This is a genomic window from Candidatus Pelagisphaera phototrophica, from assembly GCF_014529625.1.
GTDB classification, from domain to species: domain Bacteria; phylum Verrucomicrobiota; class Verrucomicrobiia; order Opitutales; family Opitutaceae; genus Pelagisphaera; species Pelagisphaera phototrophica.
Window position 1 is genome coordinate 2,181,224 of the sequence record NZ_CP076039.1, and the last position, 22,240, is coordinate 2,203,463.

The following is a 22,240-nucleotide window of genomic DNA, read 5'->3' on the forward strand; positions in this document are numbered from 1 at the left end:
TTCAGGAGGGAGGATGGCTTCGCTGGGATGCCGTTTTATTCTTCTTCGAAACGTCGCGCTACGGCAGTGCGGCAATCTGACATTACTCGAAGCCAGATTTCCCGAATATCGAACAGTCGAATCTTCGCATGTTTCGAAAATGCGTTTAGCGGAGCGATGTTCTTCGTTTCGAATTCATTCAACTGAGAAAGGAGTTTGTTGATCTGGCTCAACCCGCGTTTACAGTAGGCCGTCGCAAGCGCATAGTCGCCGAGATCCAAAGCGGTTACCGCGAGTAAGCCGTATTGCTCTGAACTGGAGATCGTTTTTTGAATCTTCAAAGCGGAGACAGGTGAGATCTGCTCGGAGCAAAGGGAGACATGTTGGGACCATCTTTCGGTTAAACAGTTATGCAGCGCTTTGCTAGCGATGTAAAGGGGATGCTTGTGCAATGTGTACGGCTGATCCGAAAACGCCTCAATCCCATTGTCTGCGACCTCTTGATCTTGAGGGTCGGCGTTCGTATCCCAACCCATAAAAAGGGCCACTTCGTCAATTCGATTCTGGTTTCGGGCTAGCTTGTTGTAGAGTTTCTGGTACCTGCGTACCTGATCTTTCTCATTGGCCAAATAGACTTCCCAGTCATGCTCGTTCCATACGGACTCCCAACTGTCGTCCCACTCGCTGTCAGGGTTGCTTTCGGATTCGAAATGGGACATATTTGATTAACAAGCTTTTTAAAACAGGGTAAAACTAGGATCGAAAATTTTCATTTGCAAACGAAATGTCCAAAAATCTGTGCGAATGCGTGTAGGCACGGTTAGCCAATAATTGTAATTGCGCATACTTAGGATATTTACGATTGGCAAATTACGTTTTTGGTTAAACATTAGTGACTTATGGAATTTTCAGAGAATATTTTCCATCTTTCCGCCCGTTTTTCAGGCCATGTACAGGGTGTGGGTTTTCGTTATGCCACGAAGCAGCTGGCCAAGGGATTCGACGTCACGGGTCACGTCCGTAACCTTACGGACGGACGAGTGGAGCTCGAGGCAGAAGGGACCGAAGGAGAGTGCCAACGATTTTTAGGCGAGATTTTAAGTGAGCTTGATTCCTACATCCGAAGGACCGAGTGCAGAACAGGGAAACGAGTTCGCCTTTACAAGGAGTTCAGTATCAAGTAGCCACCTATGGTTATGACCCCAGCGATTGCGATCAGAGGCCTGACGAAAGACTTTCGCGTTTCAGGCTCTAGCAAGCGGCTAAGAGCCGTTGATGATCTGTCTTTGGAGATTCATCGAAATTCCATTTACGGGCTTTTGGGCCCCAATGGTTCCGGGAAAAGCACAACGATCAAGATCGCTCTTGGTCTGGTGCAGCCAAGCGTTGGGGAATGTGAAGTTCTCGGGATCCCTAGCACTAACCCCGCCGCTCGGACTAATGTTGGCTATCTGCCAGAAGCCCCTTACTTTCAAAGATTCCTAACGGGTAGGGAACTGCTGAAATATTTTGGATGCTTGTCTAATGTACCCAAAGAAAAGATACAGGGGAGAATAGAGTATTTGCTAAATCGGGTGGGTCTTGAAGACGCGGGTGATAGAAGAGTAGGCGGATACTCCAAAGGCATGCTGCAGCGCATCGGTCTGGCTCAAGCCTTGGTTGGCGATCCCGATTTGCTCGTACTTGATGAGCCTACTGCGGGAGTGGATCCGGTAGGTGCAGCCGAAATCGCATCGCTTATCCTTGAGCTTAAGAAGGAAGGAAAGACGGTGTTGCTCTGTTCCCATCTTCTTTCGCAGGTTGAGAGTGTCTGTGATCGAGTGGCGATAATGGGACGGGGAAGGTTGCTTATCGAAGGCAGCGTGGATACGTTAATTCAGGAAGAGGATTGTTCCTCTATGCGTATTGACCAAGTTTCCAGTATATTAAGAGGCTCCATCGAACAATTGGCTAAAGAACATGGGGGGTTGGTCTCATCTCCTTCGAGAAGCTTGGAAGAACTGTTTTTGGAACTTGCGAACAAGAAGGAGGAAAGGTGAGCGAATCCACCAAAAGGTTAAGCTGGTCCACTTCTCGTGTAGTCACGATTGGATTGAACACCTTCCGCGAGGCGGTGCGAACGAAGCTGTTTATCGCCATGACGACTCTCGCCATGTGCACACTCGCGAGTTCCTTTCTTTTTTGCGAGTTCAATTTTGGTTCATCGGAACTGAAGTTCATTGCCGACTTCGGTTTTGGCGGGATGACCGTCTTTGGCTCTGCACTGGCGGTGATTGTAACAGCCCAGCTTTTCAACGGAGAGATTGAACATCGCACCGCACTCACCTTGCTGGCTAAACCGATCCACCGCTCAGAATTTGTCCTGGGGAAATTCCTCGGCTCTTGGGCCACGGTGACGTGCTTTCTTGGAATGCTCAGCGTTTGCCTCGTTTTTGCGCTTTGGTTTCGCGAAACGAGCATCCTGGCGGAGTATCCTGATGATTTCGAGGGTGGAAGGAGGATCGTCCAGTATGGAGAGATTGTCTGGTTCTCGGTCGTTCAGGTTTTTCGCATCGGAATCCTGTGTGCCGTGGTCATCCTGTTCTCCACCTACGCAACGTCATCACTCTTCGCGATGGTTATGGGAGTGCTGGTTTGGATCGCGGGACAGTTACAACACATTGCTACAGAAGCAAGGGGAGTAGTAGACAACTTGATTTTGAAATCTGTTTACGCGCTCGCCAGTTTCGCTTTGCCCAACTTTCATTTGTTTGATATCGGCGAAAAGTTGGCGTTGGGCGAGTCATTGCCAAGCTCGCTATACTTAAAACTGTTCGTCTATGCTTTTCTGTATTCAAGTTTCTATTTAGCGGTCGCTTCCGCCAGCTTCAACCGACGTGAGCTCTAATAGATCCATTATACCCATTTGTGCTGGACTGGCTCTCTTGATCGGTTGGGCTGTTGCTCCCCTTGACCAATCGATCGCGGAAAGACTAGGTCAAAATTCAGAGGTTGAGACGCTGCGAAATCTCGATTCCCAGTTTGGGCAAGGGTTATCGGTCGCTATCCTGGGTGGCTATCGATCGGTAGCGGCCAATTTGGTGTGGCTTGCAATGAACCAGAATTGGGAGCAGCGAGATCTCGTTGGAACGCTTGGAAAGCTAGCCTTTGCCACCAGTATTGATCCTAGACCTGAGCTTTTCTGGCTTAATGGATCGCGAATCATAGCCAATGACATGCCTACATGGGTCATTGGAATCGATAATACAGATTTACAGGTCGAGTCGGCTGAAAGAAGGGCGATTGCGAGCCAATTTGCGAACAGGGCGCTCGGATTCCTGGAGGGGAGCAGAGTTTACCACGAGCAAAACCCGAAGATCTATATCGAAGAAGCAATGATTCTCTGGCGAAAGGCAAATGATCTGGAAGGAGCCGTGGGGCGATTCGAACAGGCGATTCGGGCAGAAAGCCCACCTTTCTACGTCTACAGGGTGTACGGGGAGCTACTCGTGAAACTTGATCGGAAAGAAAAGGCACTAAAACTCCTAGAAACGCACTACGAGACACTTTCCGAAGATTCTATAGAAGCGATGAAGCCTGTCGTCGCCGATCGAATACGAAACTTGCGCAGAGAACTAGGTCACTGATTCCTGACTTTTCTTGCTTAATACCTGTCCTTAATCTCAATTCATTTTCAATGAGCGACAATTTATATCCCATTTCCGATCGGCTCCTGAAGCAGAGTGACCGCGAGTCTCTGGTAGGCCAATCCGCAAAAGTAATTTGGATGTGCGGTTTGTCGGGCTCGGGTAAAAGCACTCTAGCGACCGCATTAGAGAAGAAGCTCTTCTCACAGAAACGTTTAGTCTATGTATTAGATGGAGATAACATCCGTACAGGACTGAACAGCGGCCTCAGCTTCTCAGATGAGGATCGAAGAGAGAACATTCGTCGAATCGCTGAAGTTTCTAAGCTGTTCGTTGATGCGGGGGTCATTTCGATCAATTCCTTTATCACTCCCAACGCTGATCTTCGAAAGATGGCTCGGGAGACTATTGGCAAGGAGAATTTGATTGAAGTGTATGTTAAGGCCTCATTCGAAACCTGTATGAAGCGAGATGTGAAAGGCCTATATGCGAAGGCGGACAAAGGTCTAGTGCCTCTGTTTACGGGAAAGGACTCTGGATTTGAAGAACCCCCAGATTCGGACTTGGTTATTGATACGGAGGCACAGTCTGTAGAGGAGTCGCTTGAGTTGCTGTTTCAATTTGTGTCGCCACTCATTGAAATCTAAAGCGACAAGCAATACGATAGGATGACACTATACCTTCTCAAAATCGGTAAATGGTTGTTGAGCAAGGTAGCGGTTTTATTGATCGCGACTGCGGTAGCGGTCGGAGCATTCGCCCTGTATTTATATGTTGGTGATAGTATTCGAGCAGACCGCGAGCGAATGGCGAAGCTTCAGGAAGCCCAAGAAATGGGACAGGTTGCCTATGAAAAACTGGAGAATGCGCATACGGAAATTCTATTTATCACAAATGAGCTGAACGAAGCTCGCGAAAAGCTTAAACTAGCCAATGAACTTGTTGAGAGACTAGAGGGATTCCTCTCCAAATTGGAATATCTCTTTTTGTCTGAGAGCGAGAAGAAGAAAGTCGACAATGAGCTCGCTCTGGCGAAGAACGAGAGCTCTCAGCTCGGGCCTCTTATCGAGTCGCTGAGAGTTAAGTATGCTAGCCTGAGAGTTGACCGGACCAATCTCTCCGATGAAGTGCGTTCGTTGGAGGAAAAGATCGCCTCTTTGGAGTCGAGCTCCTCGGAGATGGTCCGGTACATCGACAATTCTTGGAATGTAATTAAGGTCTACCTGCCAATCGCGCTGACCGTAGTGATTGCCGGACCGATTGTGCTTAAATTGATAGCCTTTTATATTATCGCTCCGATTTTCCACTGGGTACGGCCTGTAAAATTTTCTGATAAACAATTGCCGGTTCCAATGATTCTCGACAGCGGAGTGTCTGTTTCCCTGAAAGTTAGAGAAGGAGAGCAAGCTTGGATTAAGGAATCCTACTTGCAGGCTTCTGATGAAAGTCTGGCGAGAAGGACACGGTTTGTATTGAATTGGCAGATACCGATTACCTGTTTGGCGGCAGGACTGATTGAGTTGGTAGAGTTCGCCTCAGAAAATGCTTCGATGAATGGAGCAATTACTGCCTCCACTCAAAACAAGCCAGATATGGAGTTAAGCTTGGTGGAGATACCCGAAAATGGATCCTTGATATTGAGACCTAGCCACCTAGTCGGACTCATTGGGTCGGGCACGGCACCCGTTTCCATCCGTCGCAGGTGGAGCTTTGACCGGGCTCAAGCTTGGATGACTTTGCAGTTCCGCTATTTCGAGTTTGTAGGACCTTGTCGAATGGTGGTTTCTGGCATTCGTGGGGTTCGTTCGGAGCGAATTTTGTCCACCGATGGCAAAGGTCGCCGGGCGAACCAGGACTCAACGATCGGCTTTACTCCGGACTTGGAGTTTGGCGCCGCGCGAGCGGAAGCCTTTTGGGCCTACTTTAGGGGATTCAATCCCTTGTTCGACGATATGTTTAGAGGGGAGGGAACCTTTTTTTGCCAGGAAATCTCGAAGGGTGAAGCATCCGGACCCGTACGCTTCTGGGTAGGATTAAGGGATGCGTTTTTGAAAATTGTCGGGATCTAGGTCCTAATGAAAGCGTTGTATGACATGTCGCGATCAGATAATGTAGAAATTGGGTTCATCTTTGATTGGGACGGGGTCGTAGTAGATTCATCTGCCCAGCACGAAGAGAGTTGGGAACGGCTAGCAGCCCAAGAAGGGCTTCCGCTTTTTGAAGGTCATTTCAAGCTCGGTTTTGGAAAACGAAACCAGCTTATTATACCGGATATTCTGAAGTGGTCGAACGACCCCTCCGAAATAGAAAGACTCGGAAAGCAGAAGGAAGTCCACTATCGCGATATTATTCAAGAGACAGGGATTGACCCCCTCCCTGGAGTCCGTAATTTTGTGGAGTCCTTAATTAAGGAAGGGTTTCCTTTTGCCGTGGGCTCATCGACCCCGCGGGAGAACATTGAGGCGGTTATGTCTGGCGCCGGAATAGAGGGCCTTTTCCATGAAATCGTTGCGGCTGCAGATGTTTCAAGAGGCAAGCCCGATCCGGAAGTGTTTTTGAAAGCGGCTGTATTGATCAAGGTTCCTCCAAACCGATGCGTTGTTTTTGAAGATTCAGTGAGCGGCGTAGAAGCGGGACTCGCCGGTGGCATGACGGTGATTGGGCTCACAACGACAAACAACTGCGTCATGATGAAGCAATGTGGCGCTTCTCTGGTTAAAGGCAGCTTCGAGGAAGTTTCTTTAGAGGAAATTCTAGCGACCGTAGAGTCGAAATAGCGAATAGGGGATGTGATTTATCGGATTCGCATCGGCACGATTTTTCCAACAACGATTTTGGAGGGTTGTTAAATGAGAATCAATCCGCTTTAGTGCTATTCTCATAAATCCTAGAACGACCAAGCTTATGGATCTACACAAAATCAAACTAACCCGTTACATCCTCATTGCCATGATTGGAGGAGCGCTCACCGGACTGCTGCTTTCCCAGTTTGTAGAGTTTGCGGTGAATCCAGAAACGGGGAAAGCGATCCTGGACAGCAAGAATCGTCCAGTTCTCGAGCACAGCTTTCTATCGGATTACGTTATCAACGGTTTTTTCCAGTTTCTGAGCGAAGCTTTCATTCGAAGCTTGACGGCTTTGGTCGTTCCCCTGGTGTTCGTCTCGCTCGTTTGTGGCACGGCAGCTATGGACGATGTCAGAAAACTAGGCACGGTCGGATTGAAAACGCTTCTACTGTATCTCGCCACAACGGGAATCGCCATCAGTATCGCGATTGTCGCGGCTCTCCTCATAAAACCTGGATTGGGTGTAGGGGAAATTGAAATGGAGGGTTATGTCCCTGGAGAGACAAAATCGCTTCTAAACGTCTTTATCGACATCTTCCCGCGCAATGTGGGGGCTTCATTCGTAGATGGGAACATGCTGCAGATAATCGCGGCGTCGCTTGTATTTGGGATTGCATTGGTTGTATCGGGCGAACATGGCCAACGGGTTTTGAACTTCTTCAAAGATATGAACGAAGTGATCATGAAACTCGTGATCATCGTGATGTTGATGGCCCCTTTTGGGGTGTTTGCCAAAATTGCTCAAGTTTTTGCTCAAGAAGGCTTCGGCACCATTTTTGCTTTGGCAAAGTATTTTATCCTAGTAGCGATTGTGCTATTGATCCACGCCTTTGTTGTATACCCAACGATGCTTAAGATCTTCACGGGTTTAAATCCGCTTGTCTTTTTCAAGAAGCTGCGGAATGTCCAGCTATTCGCTTTCAGCACAGCCAGCAGCAATGCAACGATTCCCGTAACGCTTCGAGCCGCTGAGGAACGACTGGGGGCCCACAACAAGGTTGCTTCTTTCACGGTACCGCTAGGGGCGACGATAAACATGGATGGCACAGCCATTATGCAAGGAGTCGCAACCGTCTTCATTGCGCAAATATCCGGAATCGATCTGTCGATCACACAATATTTAACGGTGATATTGGCTGCGACTATGGCATCAATCGGTACCGCTGGGGTACCCAGTGCCGGTCTGGTGATGCTGACTATGGTTCTTGGCCTCGTTGGACTTCCCCCTGACAAAATCGGATTGATTATCGGGATCGACCGTTTGCTCGATATGATTCGGACGGCGGTAAACATTACTGGGGATACTGCGATCACCTGTATCGTTGCGAACTCTGAAGGGCAGCTCGACAAGAAAGTATTCAATCGCCCGGTTGAAGACGAGATCGCTAGCTAAGGAAGTGATGGGAATAGGGAAGCTCTTCGATCTCAATTCAGACTATGTACCAACAGGGGACCAGCCCCAGGCGATCGATCAATTAGTTACTTCACTTGAAAAGGGGAACCGGTACCAGACGCTTTTGGGCGTCACCGGTTCGGGGAAAACTTTTAGTATGGCCAATGTCATTGCTCAGACTGAGCGACCGGCACTGATCATATCCCACAACAAGACTCTGGCTGCTCAATTGTATTCAGAATTTAAAAGCTTTTTCCCAAACAATGCAGTCGAGTACTTTGTAAGCTACTACGACTACTATCAGCCCGAGGCCTATGTACCTTCAACTGATACATTCATAGAAAAAGATTCCTCGATTAACGATGAAATCGATCGATTAAGGATATCGGCAACGAGTAGCCTGATTAGTCGCAGGGACGTTATCGTAGTGGCGAGTGTTTCCTGCATATATGGTCTCGGCTCGCCTGAGGATTTTCAGGAATTGATGATCCCCCTGCAAATTGGAGAGGAGCTTGGCAGAGACATCTTTTTGAATCGATTGATTGAAATTCAATACGAGCGAAACGACATTGATTTGAGTCGAGGACGATTTCGCGTTCGAGGAGACGTGGTTGATGTGATGCCTGCGTATTTGGAGAAGGGGTTGCGGGTTGAGTTTTGGGGCGATGAAATCGAAGGGCTTTCGGAGTTTGATCCCACAACTGGCTCGGAGATACGTAAACTTGACCAGTTTAACTTATATCCCGCTAACCAGTTCGTTACGACGAGCGCGAAAATTGAGAACGCGATCGGCGCCATAAAGTCTGAGTTGAAAGATCGCGTGGGCACGTTCGAAAACGAAGGCAAGCTTTTGGAAGCACAGCGAATCAGCATGCGAACCAACTATGATTTAGAAATGCTGAAAGAGGTTGGTTTCTGCAATGGTATTGAGAATTACTCGATGCAGCTGTCTGGGCGTAAAACAGGAGAACGGCCTTCTTGCCTGATCGACTTTTTCGACAAGGACTTCCTGTTGTTCGTAGATGAGAGCCATGTGTCCATCCCGCAAATAGGCGCCATGTACGCGGGAGACCGGTCTCGAAAGACAACCCTTGTCGAGCATGGTTTTCGCCTTCCATCGGCCTTAGACAATCGCCCCATGAACTTTGACGAGTTTATCGAGGTTACGGGCACCACGATTTTTGTTTCCGCAACTCCGGCTAAGTTCGAATTGGAAAAGAGCGCCGTGATTGCGGAGCAAGTGATCCGCCCCACTGGCCTGCTCGACCCTGTAGTTGAGATTCGCAGTACGAAAGGACAGGTCGAAAATCTCATCGGGGAAGTGAATCGAGCCATTGAATCGCACGAGCGTATTTTAGTGACCACTCTAACGAAGCGGCTGTCCGAGGATATCACATCCTACCTACGGGATCGAGACATCCGGGTCGAGTACCTGCATTCAGATATCGACGCTATCGAGCGCGTTGAAATACTTCGTAGATTGCGGGCTGGTGACTTTGACGTTCTCGTTGGCATCAATCTTCTCCGAGAAGGACTTGATTTGCCTGAGGTTGCTCTCGTGGCCATTCTCGATGCAGACAAGGAAGGGTTTCTTCGTAGTGAAACCAGTCTTGTACAGACGGCAGGAAGGGCGGCCCGACACGAAAAAGGACGCGTCATTCTTTACGCCGATGTAATGACGAATTCGATTCGAAGAACGGTTGAGGTTACGGAATCCAGAAGAGCAAAGCAAATTGAGCACAATGAGCGTTACGGTATCACCCCGAAAAGTGTAGTGAGACCCGTGCAGGAGAGTCTGCATGTGAGCGAAGAAGAAGACTCAATTTTATTAGTGGGTGAGGACGATGACGTTGAAGCCGTTATCGACGAACTAACGAAGGAGATGGATGAAGCGGCTGCAAAGTTAGAATTTGAGAGGGCGGCGCTGCTAAGAGACCAGATTGATGCACTTCGTTCAGGCGAGTTCGGAAAAAACGCTAAGCCAAGAGGGCGTGCTCGTTCTTACGGAGGTAGACGCTGAGAACCTCATCTACCAAAATAGACACAAAAAAGCAGGAGCCGAAACTCCTGCTAGAAATTTTTGAGACGCTGAGTTCTTACAAGCCGATGTTGGCGAGGTGAACTTTGCGTACTTGCTCGAGATAGCGGCCAATGAAGTCCCTTGGATCCAGCGTATTAGCACGCTCTAAGTGTGGAATCGCTTTTCCATACTGCTCACGAGCTACGTAAGAACGGGCCCAAGCAATCAATCCTTTTACTTCAACCTCTTCGATCTTAACGACGCGCTCATAAAATAGATCTGCCCGAGCGTATCCTTCGATGGTGTCCTGGGACGTGTAGTGGTCCGCGAGCATCATGAGAGAGTCTCCATCGAGCGGATCGTTTTGGATAAGCTTCTCTAGAATAGGAATGAACACATCGGTCTTTCCATCGTTCATTGCAATGTGCGACTCCATCCTGAGTAACCGTGTGTCTTGATTCTTGTCGACGCGTTCGCTGTAGGCCTCGCGAATATCGGCTATCAGAACTCTCGCTTCTTCGAAGGCTCCACGTCCGACTAGGATGTCGGCAGTGTCAACGTGAGTCTTGACGGAACGTTTTGGATCCTTGGCGATCGCCTTTCGGTAATACTTCAAAGCGAGGTCGGTCAGATTGCGAGACATGTAAATGTTGCCCATGAACTCAAGTGAATCTGCGGTCGATTTACCGAGGCGATCCACGATTTCTTGGATGGCTACTGCGGTTTCCGCATCGTCGATACCGAGATAGGCATTAGCCTGGCTAATCCAGATCAGCTCGTTTTCGGGTTCCTTGAGAAGAATCTCTTCGAGAACAGCGATTGCCTCCTGATATTTCTTTTGATTCAGTAGAGCCTTCGCGAGGCCCAACTGCCAATCCTTAGTTTCAGAGTTGAGGAGGATCGCTTCGCGGTAGGCTGTTTCAGCTGATATAAACTGCGAGCCGTTGACGTAGCATAGGCCAAGCAGTCCAAAAGTTACGCTGTCCCGAGCTCCTAGATCGATTGCCCTTACGAAATGGGGGATGGCTTCAGCAAACTCCGCCTTCTGTACGAGCATTATGGCGAGATTCTTGCGAGCCCGTAAAAACCCTGGATACTTGTCGATCGCCTTTTTGAAATAGACCATGGCATTGTCAATGTCGCCACGTTCCCCATACAGGCTACCAGCAATAAATTCTAAGGCTCCACTGGATTCCGTGGTGATGTTGGACAACATCATTTGAAGCGCGGTATCCTTGTCCGTTTTCATAACCTCGAGAATTTCTCGGAAAACTTCTTGCTCCGCTTCTGTTAGTTTCGGCTCCGTCTTAACGTTGAGCTCGTAATTGCCTATGTATGCTTCCCGAATGTGGGTCTGGCTCCAGAATTTCTCTGCGTCGTAAACGAGTTGGGCAGAAAGGGAAGCGAACCCAGTTGCACAAAGTAGACCGGCAAAAGCCAATTTGAGTGATTTGCTCTTAGTCATTGTATATTTATTCGTAAAGTTGAGATTTAAATTGGTCAGGGAATGAGTGCTATTCCTGTACCACTTTCATTGTGATTCCTTCGGCCCCCGCCAACATGCAGGTGTCATGTACTGTAACGTAGGTGCCTATCCGAGAGTCCTTTTCCACATTGACGAGAATTGGATATACCTCGCGCTGCATCTCCTGTTGAACAAGGGCGCGAACGCCCCCGAGGCCGATATTTTTTTGGACGTTTCCTAATTTTGAAAAGACTTCTCCATTGGACTTGATCAGCAGAGTGAGACGCACCTTTTCCTCATCGGGAGGATCTGTTTGGGGCGATGGATCCGGCGTATTGGTTGCCATTCCTTCCTCTTCAACAAAAACCGTTGTGACGATGAAGAAGATCAAAAGGATGAAAACCATGTCGATCAACGGCGAGATGTTGATGTCAGTCATCTCGTCGTTCTCGTTAAAATGTTTTCTGTTTCTCATAGTTGGGGGATGCTAGCAAATGTCCTCGATTGACTAGTTGTTGAGCTTCTCCATTGAAACGTGAATATTGCCAGCAGGAACCTCAGCCAGTTTGCATTCATCGATCAGGCGAGCGATCGTCCCATTAGTCGCACCAACATCTGCTTGGATAATGACCGGGTAATCTCTGTTCTCTTTGATCATGCGCCGGACTTTGACGCGGATACCGCTTAATCCAACTTCCTCGCCACCGTAAAACACATTGTCCGATTCGGTAACGCCGATTAGGATACAGTTCTTTGGCAAGTCCTTGGCGTTGTAAGCGACAGGCTTGATCACATCCACTCCAGGCTCCTCGACAAAAACCGTCGTGACGATGAAGAAGATCAAGAGAATGAAAACCATATCAATCAGCGGCGAGATATTGATATCTTCAACATCATCACTGGCCGAAAGCGCTTTCTTATTCTTTCCCATGAGACTTCAGTTCCTTCAAACTATATATCTTTGTTCAACTGTGGTGATCCTGGCCGGCCTAGCTTTTCTTGCTTAGGCCGTTCACGAACGCCACAGAGGCTTGCTCCATTTCACCCAGCTTACCCTTGGCCATACGTGTTAGCAGTGCCTGTGCGAGCAGAGAAGGAATAGCGACATACAGTCCGTATTCCGTAGTGATCAGCGCTTCGGAAATACCAGATGACAGCGAGGCGGCGTCACCGGTACCAAATACGGTAATCAATTTAAAGGTTTTGATCATACCGGTGACAGTACCGAGCAGACCCAAGAGTGGGGCGGCACCAGCTGTTAGGGCGATGAATGCAAGGAATCTTTCGAGCTTTGGTTGAGCCGCAAGCAGTCTTTCATAAAGCACTTCCTCTAGAAGTTCCTTTTCTTCGTCGTGGTGTTCGACACCGGCAACGAGGAGATCTCCGAAAGGACCATCAACCGAATTGGCAATTTCGAGTGCTTCCTGTTTTTTGCCCGAATTCAAGTTATCGAGGATCTGTTGCAGCGCTCCAGATTTCGGACGTTTTACCGAAGAAATTTCGAAGAGCTTGAAGATCGCCACCATCAGTGCGCAGAAGGCAAGGAGCAGAATAATGTAAATGGTGGTTCCCCCCTTGAGTGCGTGTTCAATTGGAGTCTCCTCGAGTTCCGCAAGCTTGAAGGCGTCGCCCTCGGTTGCGTCGACGGGTAGCGCTCCTTCTCCCGTGCTTGTGACCTCATTGATAGATGCAATGATCTCTGGAGCGAGACCGTCACTCTTTACGAGTGGGTAGGCCGCATTCGGACGACCTTGGGAAAAGCCAACATTGGTGCCGCCATCGCCGAAATAAGCGTAAGGACCTACAAGGATGAAGTTCCCTTCAACGGCGCGGTCATCTGCACCAAGGGCGGTTCCGGAGAATTTGTGACCTCCAATAATGTTCTCGATTCGCGAGATGGATGCCTGGAGAACCTTGATTTGAGTCTCGAACTTTTCAGCGTCCGTTGCCGTGCTCGATTCGAGAATTTGCTCTGCTTCCGAGATAATGGCCTCTTGAGACTGGAGCTCTGATTCGTCGATACGAGTGCTGAACTGCTTGATGTAACTAGACATCAAGTTCTTTAGATAAATATTCTCGTCTCGACGCGCTTCAACGCGATCTTGCAACGTGCTGAGACCGACTTGGCGGTTTTCCGCTGCGCTGACTACCTGCTCGAACTCGGAACGCGTCTCCTGAACCTGGCTTTCCAGTTCGGTCAAGCGAATGGAGATAGGTACTTTCTGGTCTGCAATGTCACTACGAAGATCGGCGAGCTCCCTCTCCGCTGCTTCGACTTCCGATTTGGCCTGCAAGGCGATGTCGGCGAACTTTGGTTGAGCGAGTAGCGAGAAGCCGCTGGTGAGCGCTAATGCTATTGATATTAATTTAATCGCTTTCATGTGCTTAGAAATATTGATGAGTTTCTTTGGTTCCCGCTCAGTTAGTTGACGTTAATTGGCAAGTTCACGAATTGAGCTGTTTCTTCTCTCTCGTATACTCCGATTGCGGTAGCGATTTGCTCCGCCATTTCATCGCGTCTCTCTTTCTCCCATCCCCCTTTTGCTGGACGTAGGATACCGGCCTGTGTGCGTGTGCCATCAACATAGTAAGCTACGGCCAAGCCGATGTAGAGAGTCTTAACCGCCACATCTGAGTCGCCAATTTGCTGCATGGTTTCTTCAACAGTAATCTGTTTGTTGAATTTTTCGATCTCGCTCAGGATACCAATGACGTACTGAAGGCGTGTTGAAAGGCCGACCGAGTCAGCTGCTTTCGCATTTTTGGGAATTCTCTCAGTCAAAAGCTTTAGTTTATCTTTAAGTGACTCAGGAAAGTAATCCACGAGCCCGATTACTTGAGACTCCAGATCGGTCGCGATTTGCTTGACGACTGCGGAGGCGGCCCTGAGCTCATCATCTTCATTGTTGAGGGACTGACGCTCTAGCTGTGCCGCGTCGGCCTCTTCCTGCATGCTTACGATCTGCTCATCGAGCTTCTCTATTTCCTGCGTTAGAAGATCGATTGACTCGTTTAGCGTCTGCTTCTCAACGGTCCATCGGCTCTTTTCTTCCGAGACAAGTTTCTTCAGTTCAACCCATTCCTTGAGCGTTGCTCGTGTTTGGCCGAGTTCAGGAGCTGAAATTAATGCACTGGAACTTGCGAGAGCAAATCCTGCTGCGATTAATGGTAACACTTTGATCTTAGTCATTGTCTATTCTCTTTTGTCGTAAGTTCTAGATAGCGAAAGGGTGGTGGCGGGGGGCACAGGTCTCGGTGCCGCTTTGGCGCATTTGATTATGAAGGTCTTCTGTGATTAATGGGTTTGTAGGGCCAATTGAGGATTGGAAATAACTTCTGTCTAGCCCCAAAGAATTTGGGAAATTCAGATAGAGCTTACGGGTTCTCTCATCTTCGAACTCTTAGGGTTGTGGGACATGAGCGGCGGTTATCAAAACAGTGCTGTTAAAGGGAAGAAAGGGAAAATCGGAAAATCGGAAAATCGGAAAATCGGAAAATGGGAAAAAATGGTGGATTAGCAGGTGATGCAAGAATTTAAAACAATTTTAGTGGGTTCTCGCGGAAAAATTTAAAAGTAAAGTAGAAAATCACCGAGTTTCACAGTTTTAACTAAAGGATTCTAGGATATGTGATTGAGAGTTAGCACTGACATGTAATAGGAATTCAGCTTATGAATACGATCTGAAAACAGGGAATGGACCTTCGGTAATTTGCAATAATGGCTGATGGGTCACTGTTATTTTTAAGATTACAAATGTAGGAATTTCGTAAAAATCAAACTTAATCTTTCCACAATTCCAATACGAGATTTATCTCTACGCCAGAATTCAGCGGGAGGCTATTAACGGAAACCGCTATCCTTGAATGTCTTCCGGTTTTTCCCGGTAGTTTGCCAAGAGGTCGGATGCGCTGTTGATGCTTTTGGGCTGTCCGAAAGGCCGCCGACTCCATTCACTAACCCCGCGAGATGCACGATGCACTCAAGGCGATCAAACTAATCACTAGTGGCTCGCAGATGTAGCAAGGCATTGATGAGGAAGAGCTTCTCCACCTCGTAGCCCGACCTTACACTTGTTCCGTACCTGCTCTTCCAGCGAATACCACATTCGTTTTCTTGGTCGGGAGTGTGCCGGACAGGCACATCAGATTGCCTACATTCACGCAGGGGGGTAAATTTTTTTGTTGGCGGGGGCGGTAGGACGCTGCAGGCCCAGTCGATCTAGATTTCGGAATAGTTCTTTTTACTTGGAATAATGATTCAGGCCGAAGTTCTGCGAAGCTCGTCTATGCCGGTGAACGCTGAGGACTGCTCGTCTGCATGATAGGACGAGCGGACGAGGGGGCCGGACTCTACGAAGTCAAAACCGATGCGGTGGCCAAACTCTTTCCAATCCTCAAACTCTTCTGGAGTAACCCAACGGTCTACTGGCAGGTGTCTGCTTGAAGGTTGCAAGTACTGACCAAGAGTGACGATTTTGATTCCAGTGGCACGCATGTCTTCAAGGGCCCGAGCGATCTCCGGTTTGGTTTCCCCCAAGCCAAGCATGATGCCCGATTTTGTGACATGACCCTGATCCGCCGCGTGACGAAGCACCTTCAAGGAACGATCGTAGCGCGCTTGAACGCGCACGGGCTTCTGGAGGCGCTCCACGGTTTCGACATTGTGGTTAAAAATATCGGGTTCGGCTGCTAATACGGTGTCGACTTGGTCTAGCTTTCCTTTGAAATCCGGCGTGAGAACTTCGATGGCGGTGCTAGGGTTTCGATTTCTTATCGCTCGTATTGTGGCCGCCCAAACAGAGGCCCCGCCATCCTTGAGTTCATCGCGAGTAACGGAAGTGATGACGCAGTGCCGCAAATTCATTTTTGCCACCGCATCCGCGACACGGGCTGGCTCGCCGAGGTCCAGTTCGGTGGGACGACCGGTTTGGATCGCGCAGAAATTGCAAGATCGGGTGCAAATGTTCCCCAGAATCATTACCGTTGCCGTTCCCCGGGACCAGCATTCACCCATATTTGGGCACTGGGCACTTTGGCAAACGGTGTGCAGCCGATTGTCGTCAACCATCTTTCGAACAGCGCTGTAGCCACTGCCGCTGGGCAACTTTGCTCGAAGCCAGTCTGGCTTGCGGGATTTCATGCCGAGAACCTTTGCAATTGGCCCCAAAACTCAACCTATAAATGCAAATGTTTCACGGTCTTTTATGGAAGGGCGATCTCGATTCACCTACGGAATTAATCTCCATGGACGGTCTTGCGGGAGTTTTCGGGAGAGCCGTTCGTTATTTGTAAACGAAAGGCTTTGATTTTTTTATCTCAAGTGTCCTTATCCATTGGGTTTTCCAAGCATGAGTTCAAATCTTTCAGAAATCTCACACGATCAGTTGGCGGTGCGCCGCAAGAAGTTAGAAGACATGCGTTCTCAAGGCGCGGATCCGTTTCGGTCGTCTTTCCAGCCGACGCACACCGCCGTCTCGGCGGTCGCAGCCTTTGTCGGGGGAGCGGAGGAAGAAAATCAGCCGGCGGTGCGTGTGGCGGGCCGCTTGAAGTTCATTCGCAAAATGGGCAAGGCCCAGTTTGTCAAAATACAGGATCAAACGGGTATCATCCAGTCCTATGTACGTATCGACGCACTGGGAGAAGAGGCGTACGCGAATTTCAAAAAGCTGGATACCGGCGACATCATCGGAGTCGAGGGAACGCTTTTTCAGACAAAAACCGGTGAAGTAACCGTTCGTGCCCTGCAGTACGAAATGGTCTCCAAGGCATTGAGGCCGCTCCCTGAAAAGTTTCATGGTCTCACGGATCAAGAGCAGCGGATTCGCCAGCGCCATTTGGATTTGGTTATGAATTTAGAATCGCGCGAGCGATTCTTTAATAGAAGCCGCATCATAAGCGGCATCCGAAGATTTTTGGAGGAGCGGGACTACCTGGAAGTAGAAACTCCTGTTTTTCAGAATGTGGCCGGTGGAGCCGCGGCAAAGCCGTTTGTCACGCACCACAACGCGCTGGATCGGGACTTTGTGCTTCGAATCTCACTCGAGCTTTACCTCAAGCGACTTTTGGTGGGTGGGTTTGACCGCGTTTTTGAGATTGGCCGTAATTTCCGTAATGAAGGTATTTCGCGTCGTCACAATCCAGAATTTACGATGCTGGAGCTCTATGAGGCGTACTCGGATTATCGTGGAATGATGGAGTTGATTCAGAGCATGCTCCGGTACCTGGTTAAGGACGTTCTCAAAAAAGAGGAAGTTAAAATGCCTGATGGCGAAGTGATTGATTTCATGGGTGCATGGCGTGAGGCCAAGTACAAGGATCTCGTTTGCGAGAAGGTAGGGGATCTTGGCTGGTTTGACCTTTCCAAGGAAACCAAAATTGAGCGCGCCCGCGAGATGAAGCTCGAGGTGGAAGCAGACTGGGAGGACTATGAGGTGTCCAATGAAGTGTTCGGGAAGCTGATTGAGCCCACGCTGATACAGCCGACATTCGTGACCCATTTGCCCAAAGAGCTATGTCCGCTGGCAAAGATCACTAAGGACGATCCTTCGACGATCGACGTTTTCGAGCTGTGCATAGGTGGTATGGAAATCGCTCCAGCCTATTCCGAGCAAAACGATCCGGATGTGCAGCGCGAAATGTTTGAAAAGCAAGCGGGAGAAGAGACTCAGAGTATCGACGACGATTTTCTGGAGACACTCGAATACGGTATGCCACCTGCCGGAGGACTCGGAATGGGCATTGATCGTATTGCTATTCTGCTAACTGAGGCAGAGAACATAAGGGATGTTATCCTGTATCCGCAGTTGCGCTCCTAACCTGAGCCGAATCCGCTTATTGGCTGAAGTTGATGCCCTGGTACCTTTACATCGCCCTGAGGCATCTTTTCCCACAAGGGAAACGCTTTCCTGTTTTTACCCTAATGTCTTTGACTGGCGTTATCTTGGGTGTGGCCACGCTAATTGTCGTTATCAGCGTTTTTAACGGATTCGGTTATGAAATACGTAGTAAAATTGCCGATACATTTGGCGATTTGCGAGTCGTAAACGGCGGTCTTTTGGGGGATCCAGACGGATTGGCTGAGATTCTTGAAGCAAAGGAAAGCGTCGATACTGCCATTCCTTACGCACAGGGGATCGTTATGGTGCTTCACAATAACAAGCCGCTGGCCCCGATTGTGGAAGGGATCGACGTTAGATCGGATCGCGAAGTTCAAAAGTACGGAAATTACCTCTTGGATGGAAGCATGGATGAATTCGACGATGACTCCATATTGGTGTCCTCTGGGTTTGCGGGTCAGTTAGGACTTTCGGTCGGGGATGAAGTGGAAATGTATACGCCTCTGATGATGTTGAAGCTACTCGAGAGCGATGGCAGCGATGTACTTTTGCCTCGCCTCGTTAGAATTGGGGGAATCTTTCAAACCGGTTGGCAAAGAGTGGATGAGAATACGGTAATCAGCACGCTAAGGCTGATGCAGGATCTCTACAATCTTGGCGAAGGAGCACATGGGATTAGAATCGAGCTGAAGCCCGGCTTTGAGACGGAAGAAGAAGGTCGGGAAATCACAGAGTCTCTCGGTCGACCCTACTACGCTCAAACCTGGATGGATGCCAACGGAGACTACCTGTCCATCATAAAACTGGAAAAGCGAATGATGTTCTTCCTGCTGTTCATCATTGTTATCGTCGCTTCGTTTTCCATCATGTCGTCTCTCCTCACTTTTGTGATACGGAAAACTCGGGAGATCGGTCTTTTCGCCGCGATGGGCGCTACCCCGAGACAGCTAGCCGCCTGTTTTTGTTTCCAAGGAATGATTATTGGTGTGGCGGGAACACTGCTTGGCATCGGGTTTGGAAGGACACTGCTCTATTTTAGAAATGATATCACGTCGACCCTTTCATCCCTATTGAGCGTGTCAGATTCGATGAACCAGATTTACGGATTTGCTTACTTGCCCGCCCGGGTTCAGTCAGGAGACCTAATTGTCATCTCCCTGCTATCGATTTTGATAGCAACTCTGGCGGGGCTTGTGCCTGCCTACAAGGCCAGCAAGATGAACCCAGTGGAGGCATTACGAAGTGAGTAGTGAGTTGATGGAGACGAAGAACTTGGTGCGCCGCTTCAAGAGCGGTGACGAGCACATCGAAGTCTTAAGAGGAGTCGATATCTGTATCAACGAGGGAGATACCGTCAGTATTCAAGGTGAATCTGGCTGCGGGAAGTCCACTCTCCTCAACCTCATGGCGGGACTGGATCAGGCGGACGAAGGCGGTATTTTCTGGAATTCAGAGGAAATATCCAGGCACTCAAACCAAGTCCTTGCGATCAAACGCTCGTCGCTAATCGGCATGGTATTCCAGTCTTACTATTTGGTTCCGGAAATCCGCGCCCTCGAGAATGTCATGCTAGGTGGGCGCATCTCTGGAAATACCGACAATCTAGCCGAGCGATCAAAGTCTCTTCTGCAGCGAGTGGGGCTGGGTTCACGCATGTCGAGCCTGCCATCTACCTTGTCGGGGGGCGAAAGGCAGCGAGTGGCAATCGCCAGGGCGATGATTTCCGATCCTAAAGTTCTCCTGGCCGATGAACCTACTGGCAATCTCGACGAAGCCACTGGGGATTCGATCATGGACATGCTGCAAGAGCTTTGCGAAGAAAAACAGGTCAGTCTTGTCCTGGTAACGCATAGTGCGAACTACGCCGCCCGCATGGGTCGATCTTGGGTATTGAGACAGGGGATACTTGAGAAAAAATTCGGCTAAATGATAGATTGAATTACATCAAATGAAAGAGAATTTATTGAAGTGCGGAGTGATCGGTGTGGGCTATTTAGGCCAACATCACGCTCGGATCTACAGCGAGCTTGAAGGCAATGTATTGGCTGGGGTTTTTGAAAGCGATGCTGATCGGGCTAGAGAGATCAGCGAGCGGCATCAATGCCCAGTGTTTTCCACGATTGAAGAGTTAGCGGAAACCTGTGACGCTATTAGTGTCGTTGTGCCAACGGACAAACATTACGAAGTGGCGGTACCCTTGTTAAAGGCGGGATGTCATCTCCTAATTGAAAAGCCAATCTGTGAAACAGTCGAGCAGGCGACTGAGATTCTTGCCGCGGCGAATGGAGCAAATGCTCTTGTTCAAGTAGGGCATATCGAACACTTCAATCCAGTCATGAGCTACCTCGAAGAGGTGGTCACGAACCCCAAATACATTACGGCGGAACGATTAGCTCCCTATCAGCCACGAGGAACCGAAGTGGGCGTTGTCTTGGATCTAATGATACACGATATCGGGGTGGTTCTGCAACTGGTAGGCTCGGAACCTGTGGATGTGAGGAGTGTTGGCGTTAGTGTGCTTTCTAAAACCGAGGACATTGCCAATGCTAGGATAGAGTTCGCAAATGGTTGCGTGGCTAACTTGAATGTAAGTCGCGTAAGCTCCAAAAAAGTTCGAGAGATTCGCGTATTTCAGTCCACCGGCTACCTGTCTCTTGATTTCATGAATCAAGCTGGCCACCACGTGGCGGTAGGGTTAGAGGGTCTAAGCAAGAACGAAGTGCCCATCGAAAAAGGCGAGCCACTTAAGTTGGAACTGGCATCTTTCGTTGAAAGCGTGAAAAACCGAAAGGATCCAAAAGTGGGTGGCGAATTGGGTAAAACCGCGCTTGACCTAGCGATTCAGATCACGAGTCAGATACGCAAGACGATGGATTAGGCCTATATCCCCATGCCCACCGATCCGCTAGTTTTATCTTCATTTCCGTTTCCGGCTCCCACTGGCAGCAATGTGGATGTGCTCATTGTTGCGGGAGAGCATTCTGGCGACGAGCATGCAGCAAGAATGGTAAGCGCCGCACTGAAGAGGAACCCGACATTGAAAGTTGCCGCACTGGGAGGTGTAAACCTGAAAAGCGCTGGAGCAGAGTTGATCTGCGACATGATGCCCTACGCCATTGTGGGAATTTTTGAAGTGCTGAAGCACTACAGCGAGCTGAAAAAGTTGCACGATGAGATTGTGAACTGGATCTTGAAGTATCGCCCGAGAGCGGTATGTTTCGTCGACTATCCCGGGTTGAATCTCAGGTTGGCAAAAAAGTTGGCGGAGCACGGTGTTACGACAAAGTCCGGCGGGGACATTCGACTGCTCTACTACATTAGTCCGCAAGTTTGGGCTTGGAAGGCCAAGCGCAGATTTGAAATGGCAGGGCTAATTGACACGCTGGGAGTCATCTTTCCGTTTGAAGTGGAAACCTTCGAAGACACGGGACTAGAGACAACTTTTGTTGGCCATCCGTTTCTTGCAGAGAACTACCAACTCCCCACGACCTATGATGCCGATGGTGACGTTTTATTACTACCTGGGAGTAGGTCTGGAGCTATTGGGAGAATCGCCCCAGTCATGTTTCAGGCGTTTGGGGAACTGCTTAGGGATCAAAATGATGCTCGTGCGAAATGTATATACGCGAGCGATACCCTTAAAGAATTATTAGAATCCATACTAAGTCAATATGGCGATTTGAAAGAGCGAATCGAGCTCGTGCCAAACAGTACGGTGGTAAAAGCGAGCTCCGTTCTAACAAGTTCAGGAACGATGTCCCTGAACTGCGCCTTATCAGGGATACCGGGAGCAGTTGTATATCGCGTCCACCCGCTTACCTATCTGTTTGGGAAAATGGTGCTTAAGATTCCCTATATCGGAATTGCGAATATACTTTTGCACCAGGCATTTTATCCTGAGTTCATTCAAGGGGCTGCAAAGGCGAGAGTTCTAGCTGACGAACTGCTCAATTGCCTGAACAATGCGAGCCGGATAGAGCAAACCAGTGAATTGAGCGGGAAACTGCGAACAATCCTAGACAAGCCAGCGAGTGGTGGAGCAGGAGCATGGCTCAATAAAAACGTTTCGAGGTAA

At 49.1% G+C, this 22,240-nt stretch carries 21 protein-coding genes; 14 read left to right on the top strand and 7 right to left on the bottom strand.

All coding sequences use genetic code 11. The features are described 5' to 3' along the window. Positions 1-35: 35 nt before the first annotated feature. Entirely contained in the window at positions 36-698 is a 663-nt protein-coding gene (locus GA004_RS09370) for a hypothetical protein (RefSeq protein ID WP_283393593.1), read from the bottom strand. A gap of 180 nt (positions 699-878) precedes the next feature. On the opposite strand from GA004_RS09370, the gene GA004_RS09375 reads away from it, so the two are divergent. From GA004_RS09375 to uvrB, 9 genes are all read left to right on the top strand, one after another. Further along, entirely contained in the window at positions 879-1,163 is a 285-nt protein-coding gene (locus tag GA004_RS09375) for an acylphosphatase (RefSeq protein WP_283393594.1), read from the top strand. Between the two features lie 6 nt (positions 1,164-1,169). Continuing rightward, positions 1,170-2,018 (top strand): ABC transporter ATP-binding protein, encoded by an 849-nt coding sequence (locus tag GA004_RS09380; protein WP_283393595.1) that lies wholly within the window; start codon positions 1,170-1,172, stop codon positions 2,016-2,018. Continuing rightward, positions 2,015-2,866 (top strand): ABC transporter permease, encoded by an 852-nt coding sequence (locus tag GA004_RS09385; RefSeq protein ID WP_283393596.1) that lies wholly within the window; start codon positions 2,015-2,017, stop codon positions 2,864-2,866. Before GA004_RS09380 ends, GA004_RS09385 begins: the two co-directional genes overlap by 4 nt. Then, on the top strand, positions 2,856-3,605 hold the full coding sequence (locus GA004_RS09390; protein WP_283393597.1) for a tetratricopeptide repeat protein: 750 nt from the start codon (positions 2,856-2,858) through the stop codon (positions 3,603-3,605). Before GA004_RS09385 ends, GA004_RS09390 begins: the two co-directional genes overlap by 11 nt. 50 nt (positions 3,606-3,655) lie before the next feature. Continuing rightward, complete coding sequence (gene cysC, locus GA004_RS09395; protein ID WP_283393598.1) at positions 3,656-4,252, top strand: adenylyl-sulfate kinase; 597 nt, start codon at positions 3,656-3,658, stop codon at positions 4,250-4,252. A gap of 21 nt (positions 4,253-4,273) precedes the next feature. Next, positions 4,274-5,674 carry a hypothetical protein gene (locus GA004_RS09400; RefSeq protein WP_283393599.1) on the top strand — a complete coding sequence of 467 codons (1,401 nt, stop codon included), beginning with the start codon at positions 4,274-4,276 and terminating at the stop codon, positions 5,672-5,674. A gap of 6 nt (positions 5,675-5,680) precedes the next feature. Further along, positions 5,681-6,382 (top strand): HAD family hydrolase, encoded by a 702-nt coding sequence (locus tag GA004_RS09405; RefSeq protein ID WP_283393600.1) that lies wholly within the window; start codon positions 5,681-5,683, stop codon positions 6,380-6,382. 127 nt (positions 6,383-6,509) lie between these two features. Next, entirely contained in the window at positions 6,510-7,844 is a 1,335-nt protein-coding gene (locus GA004_RS09410) for a dicarboxylate/amino acid:cation symporter (protein ID WP_283393601.1), read from the top strand. A gap of 7 nt (positions 7,845-7,851) precedes the next feature. Beyond that, positions 7,852-9,864, top strand: coding sequence for an excinuclease ABC subunit UvrB (uvrB, locus tag GA004_RS09415; protein ID WP_343218846.1), 2,013 nt, complete (start codon positions 7,852-7,854; stop codon positions 9,862-9,864). A 76-nt stretch (positions 9,865-9,940) separates the two neighbouring features. On the opposite strand, the gene GA004_RS09420 is transcribed toward uvrB, so the two are convergent. The 6 genes from GA004_RS09420 to lipA form a co-directional block, all read right to left on the bottom strand. Beyond that, positions 9,941-11,329 (bottom strand): tetratricopeptide repeat protein, encoded by a 1,389-nt coding sequence (locus GA004_RS09420; protein WP_283393603.1) that lies wholly within the window; start codon positions 11,327-11,329, stop codon positions 9,941-9,943. Positions 11,330-11,378: 49 nt separating this feature from the next. Then, positions 11,379-11,804, bottom strand: a complete 426-nt coding sequence (locus GA004_RS09425; protein WP_283393604.1) for an ExbD/TolR family protein — start codon at positions 11,802-11,804, stop codon at positions 11,379-11,381. Between the two features lie 33 nt (positions 11,805-11,837). Beyond that, positions 11,838-12,260: an ExbD/TolR family protein gene (locus GA004_RS09430; protein ID WP_283393605.1), complete on the bottom strand. Its 423-nt coding sequence runs from the start codon at positions 12,258-12,260 to the stop codon at positions 11,838-11,840. 58 nt (positions 12,261-12,318) lie between these two features. Next, on the bottom strand, positions 12,319-13,710 hold the full coding sequence (locus GA004_RS09435; RefSeq protein WP_283393606.1) for a MotA/TolQ/ExbB proton channel family protein: 1,392 nt from the start codon (positions 13,708-13,710) through the stop codon (positions 12,319-12,321). A 41-nt stretch (positions 13,711-13,751) separates the two neighbouring features. Then, a complete protein-coding gene (locus tag GA004_RS09440; protein WP_283393607.1) occupies positions 13,752-14,519 on the bottom strand; it encodes a DUF3450 family protein in 768 nt (255 codons plus the stop codon). Positions 14,520-15,587: 1,068 nt separating this feature from the next. After that, positions 15,588-16,469, bottom strand: a complete 882-nt coding sequence (gene lipA, locus GA004_RS09445; RefSeq protein WP_283393608.1) for a lipoyl synthase — start codon at positions 16,467-16,469, stop codon at positions 15,588-15,590. A 208-nt stretch (positions 16,470-16,677) separates the two neighbouring features. On the opposite strand from lipA, the gene lysS reads away from it, so the two are divergent. Genes lysS through lpxB form a run of 5 tightly spaced genes read left to right on the top strand, consistent with a single transcriptional unit; the run spans position 16,678 to position 22,240 of the window. Further along, entirely contained in the window at positions 16,678-18,144 is a 1,467-nt protein-coding gene (gene lysS / locus GA004_RS09450) for a lysine--tRNA ligase (RefSeq protein ID WP_283393609.1), read from the top strand. A 32-nt stretch (positions 18,145-18,176) separates the two neighbouring features. After that, positions 18,177-19,415 carry an ABC transporter permease gene (locus GA004_RS09455; protein ID WP_283393610.1) on the top strand — a complete coding sequence of 413 codons (1,239 nt, stop codon included), beginning with the start codon at positions 18,177-18,179 and terminating at the stop codon, positions 19,413-19,415. Beyond that, positions 19,408-20,091, top strand: a complete 684-nt coding sequence (locus GA004_RS09460; protein WP_283393611.1) for an ABC transporter ATP-binding protein — start codon at positions 19,408-19,410, stop codon at positions 20,089-20,091. Before GA004_RS09455 ends, GA004_RS09460 begins: the two co-directional genes overlap by 8 nt. Before the next feature lie 22 nt (positions 20,092-20,113). After that, entirely contained in the window at positions 20,114-21,043 is a 930-nt protein-coding gene (locus GA004_RS09465; RefSeq protein ID WP_283393612.1) for a Gfo/Idh/MocA family protein, read from the top strand. 12 nt (positions 21,044-21,055) lie between these two features. Next, positions 21,056-22,240 carry a lipid-A-disaccharide synthase gene (lpxB, locus tag GA004_RS09470; RefSeq protein ID WP_283393613.1) on the top strand — a complete coding sequence of 395 codons (1,185 nt, stop codon included), beginning with the start codon at positions 21,056-21,058 and terminating at the stop codon, positions 22,238-22,240.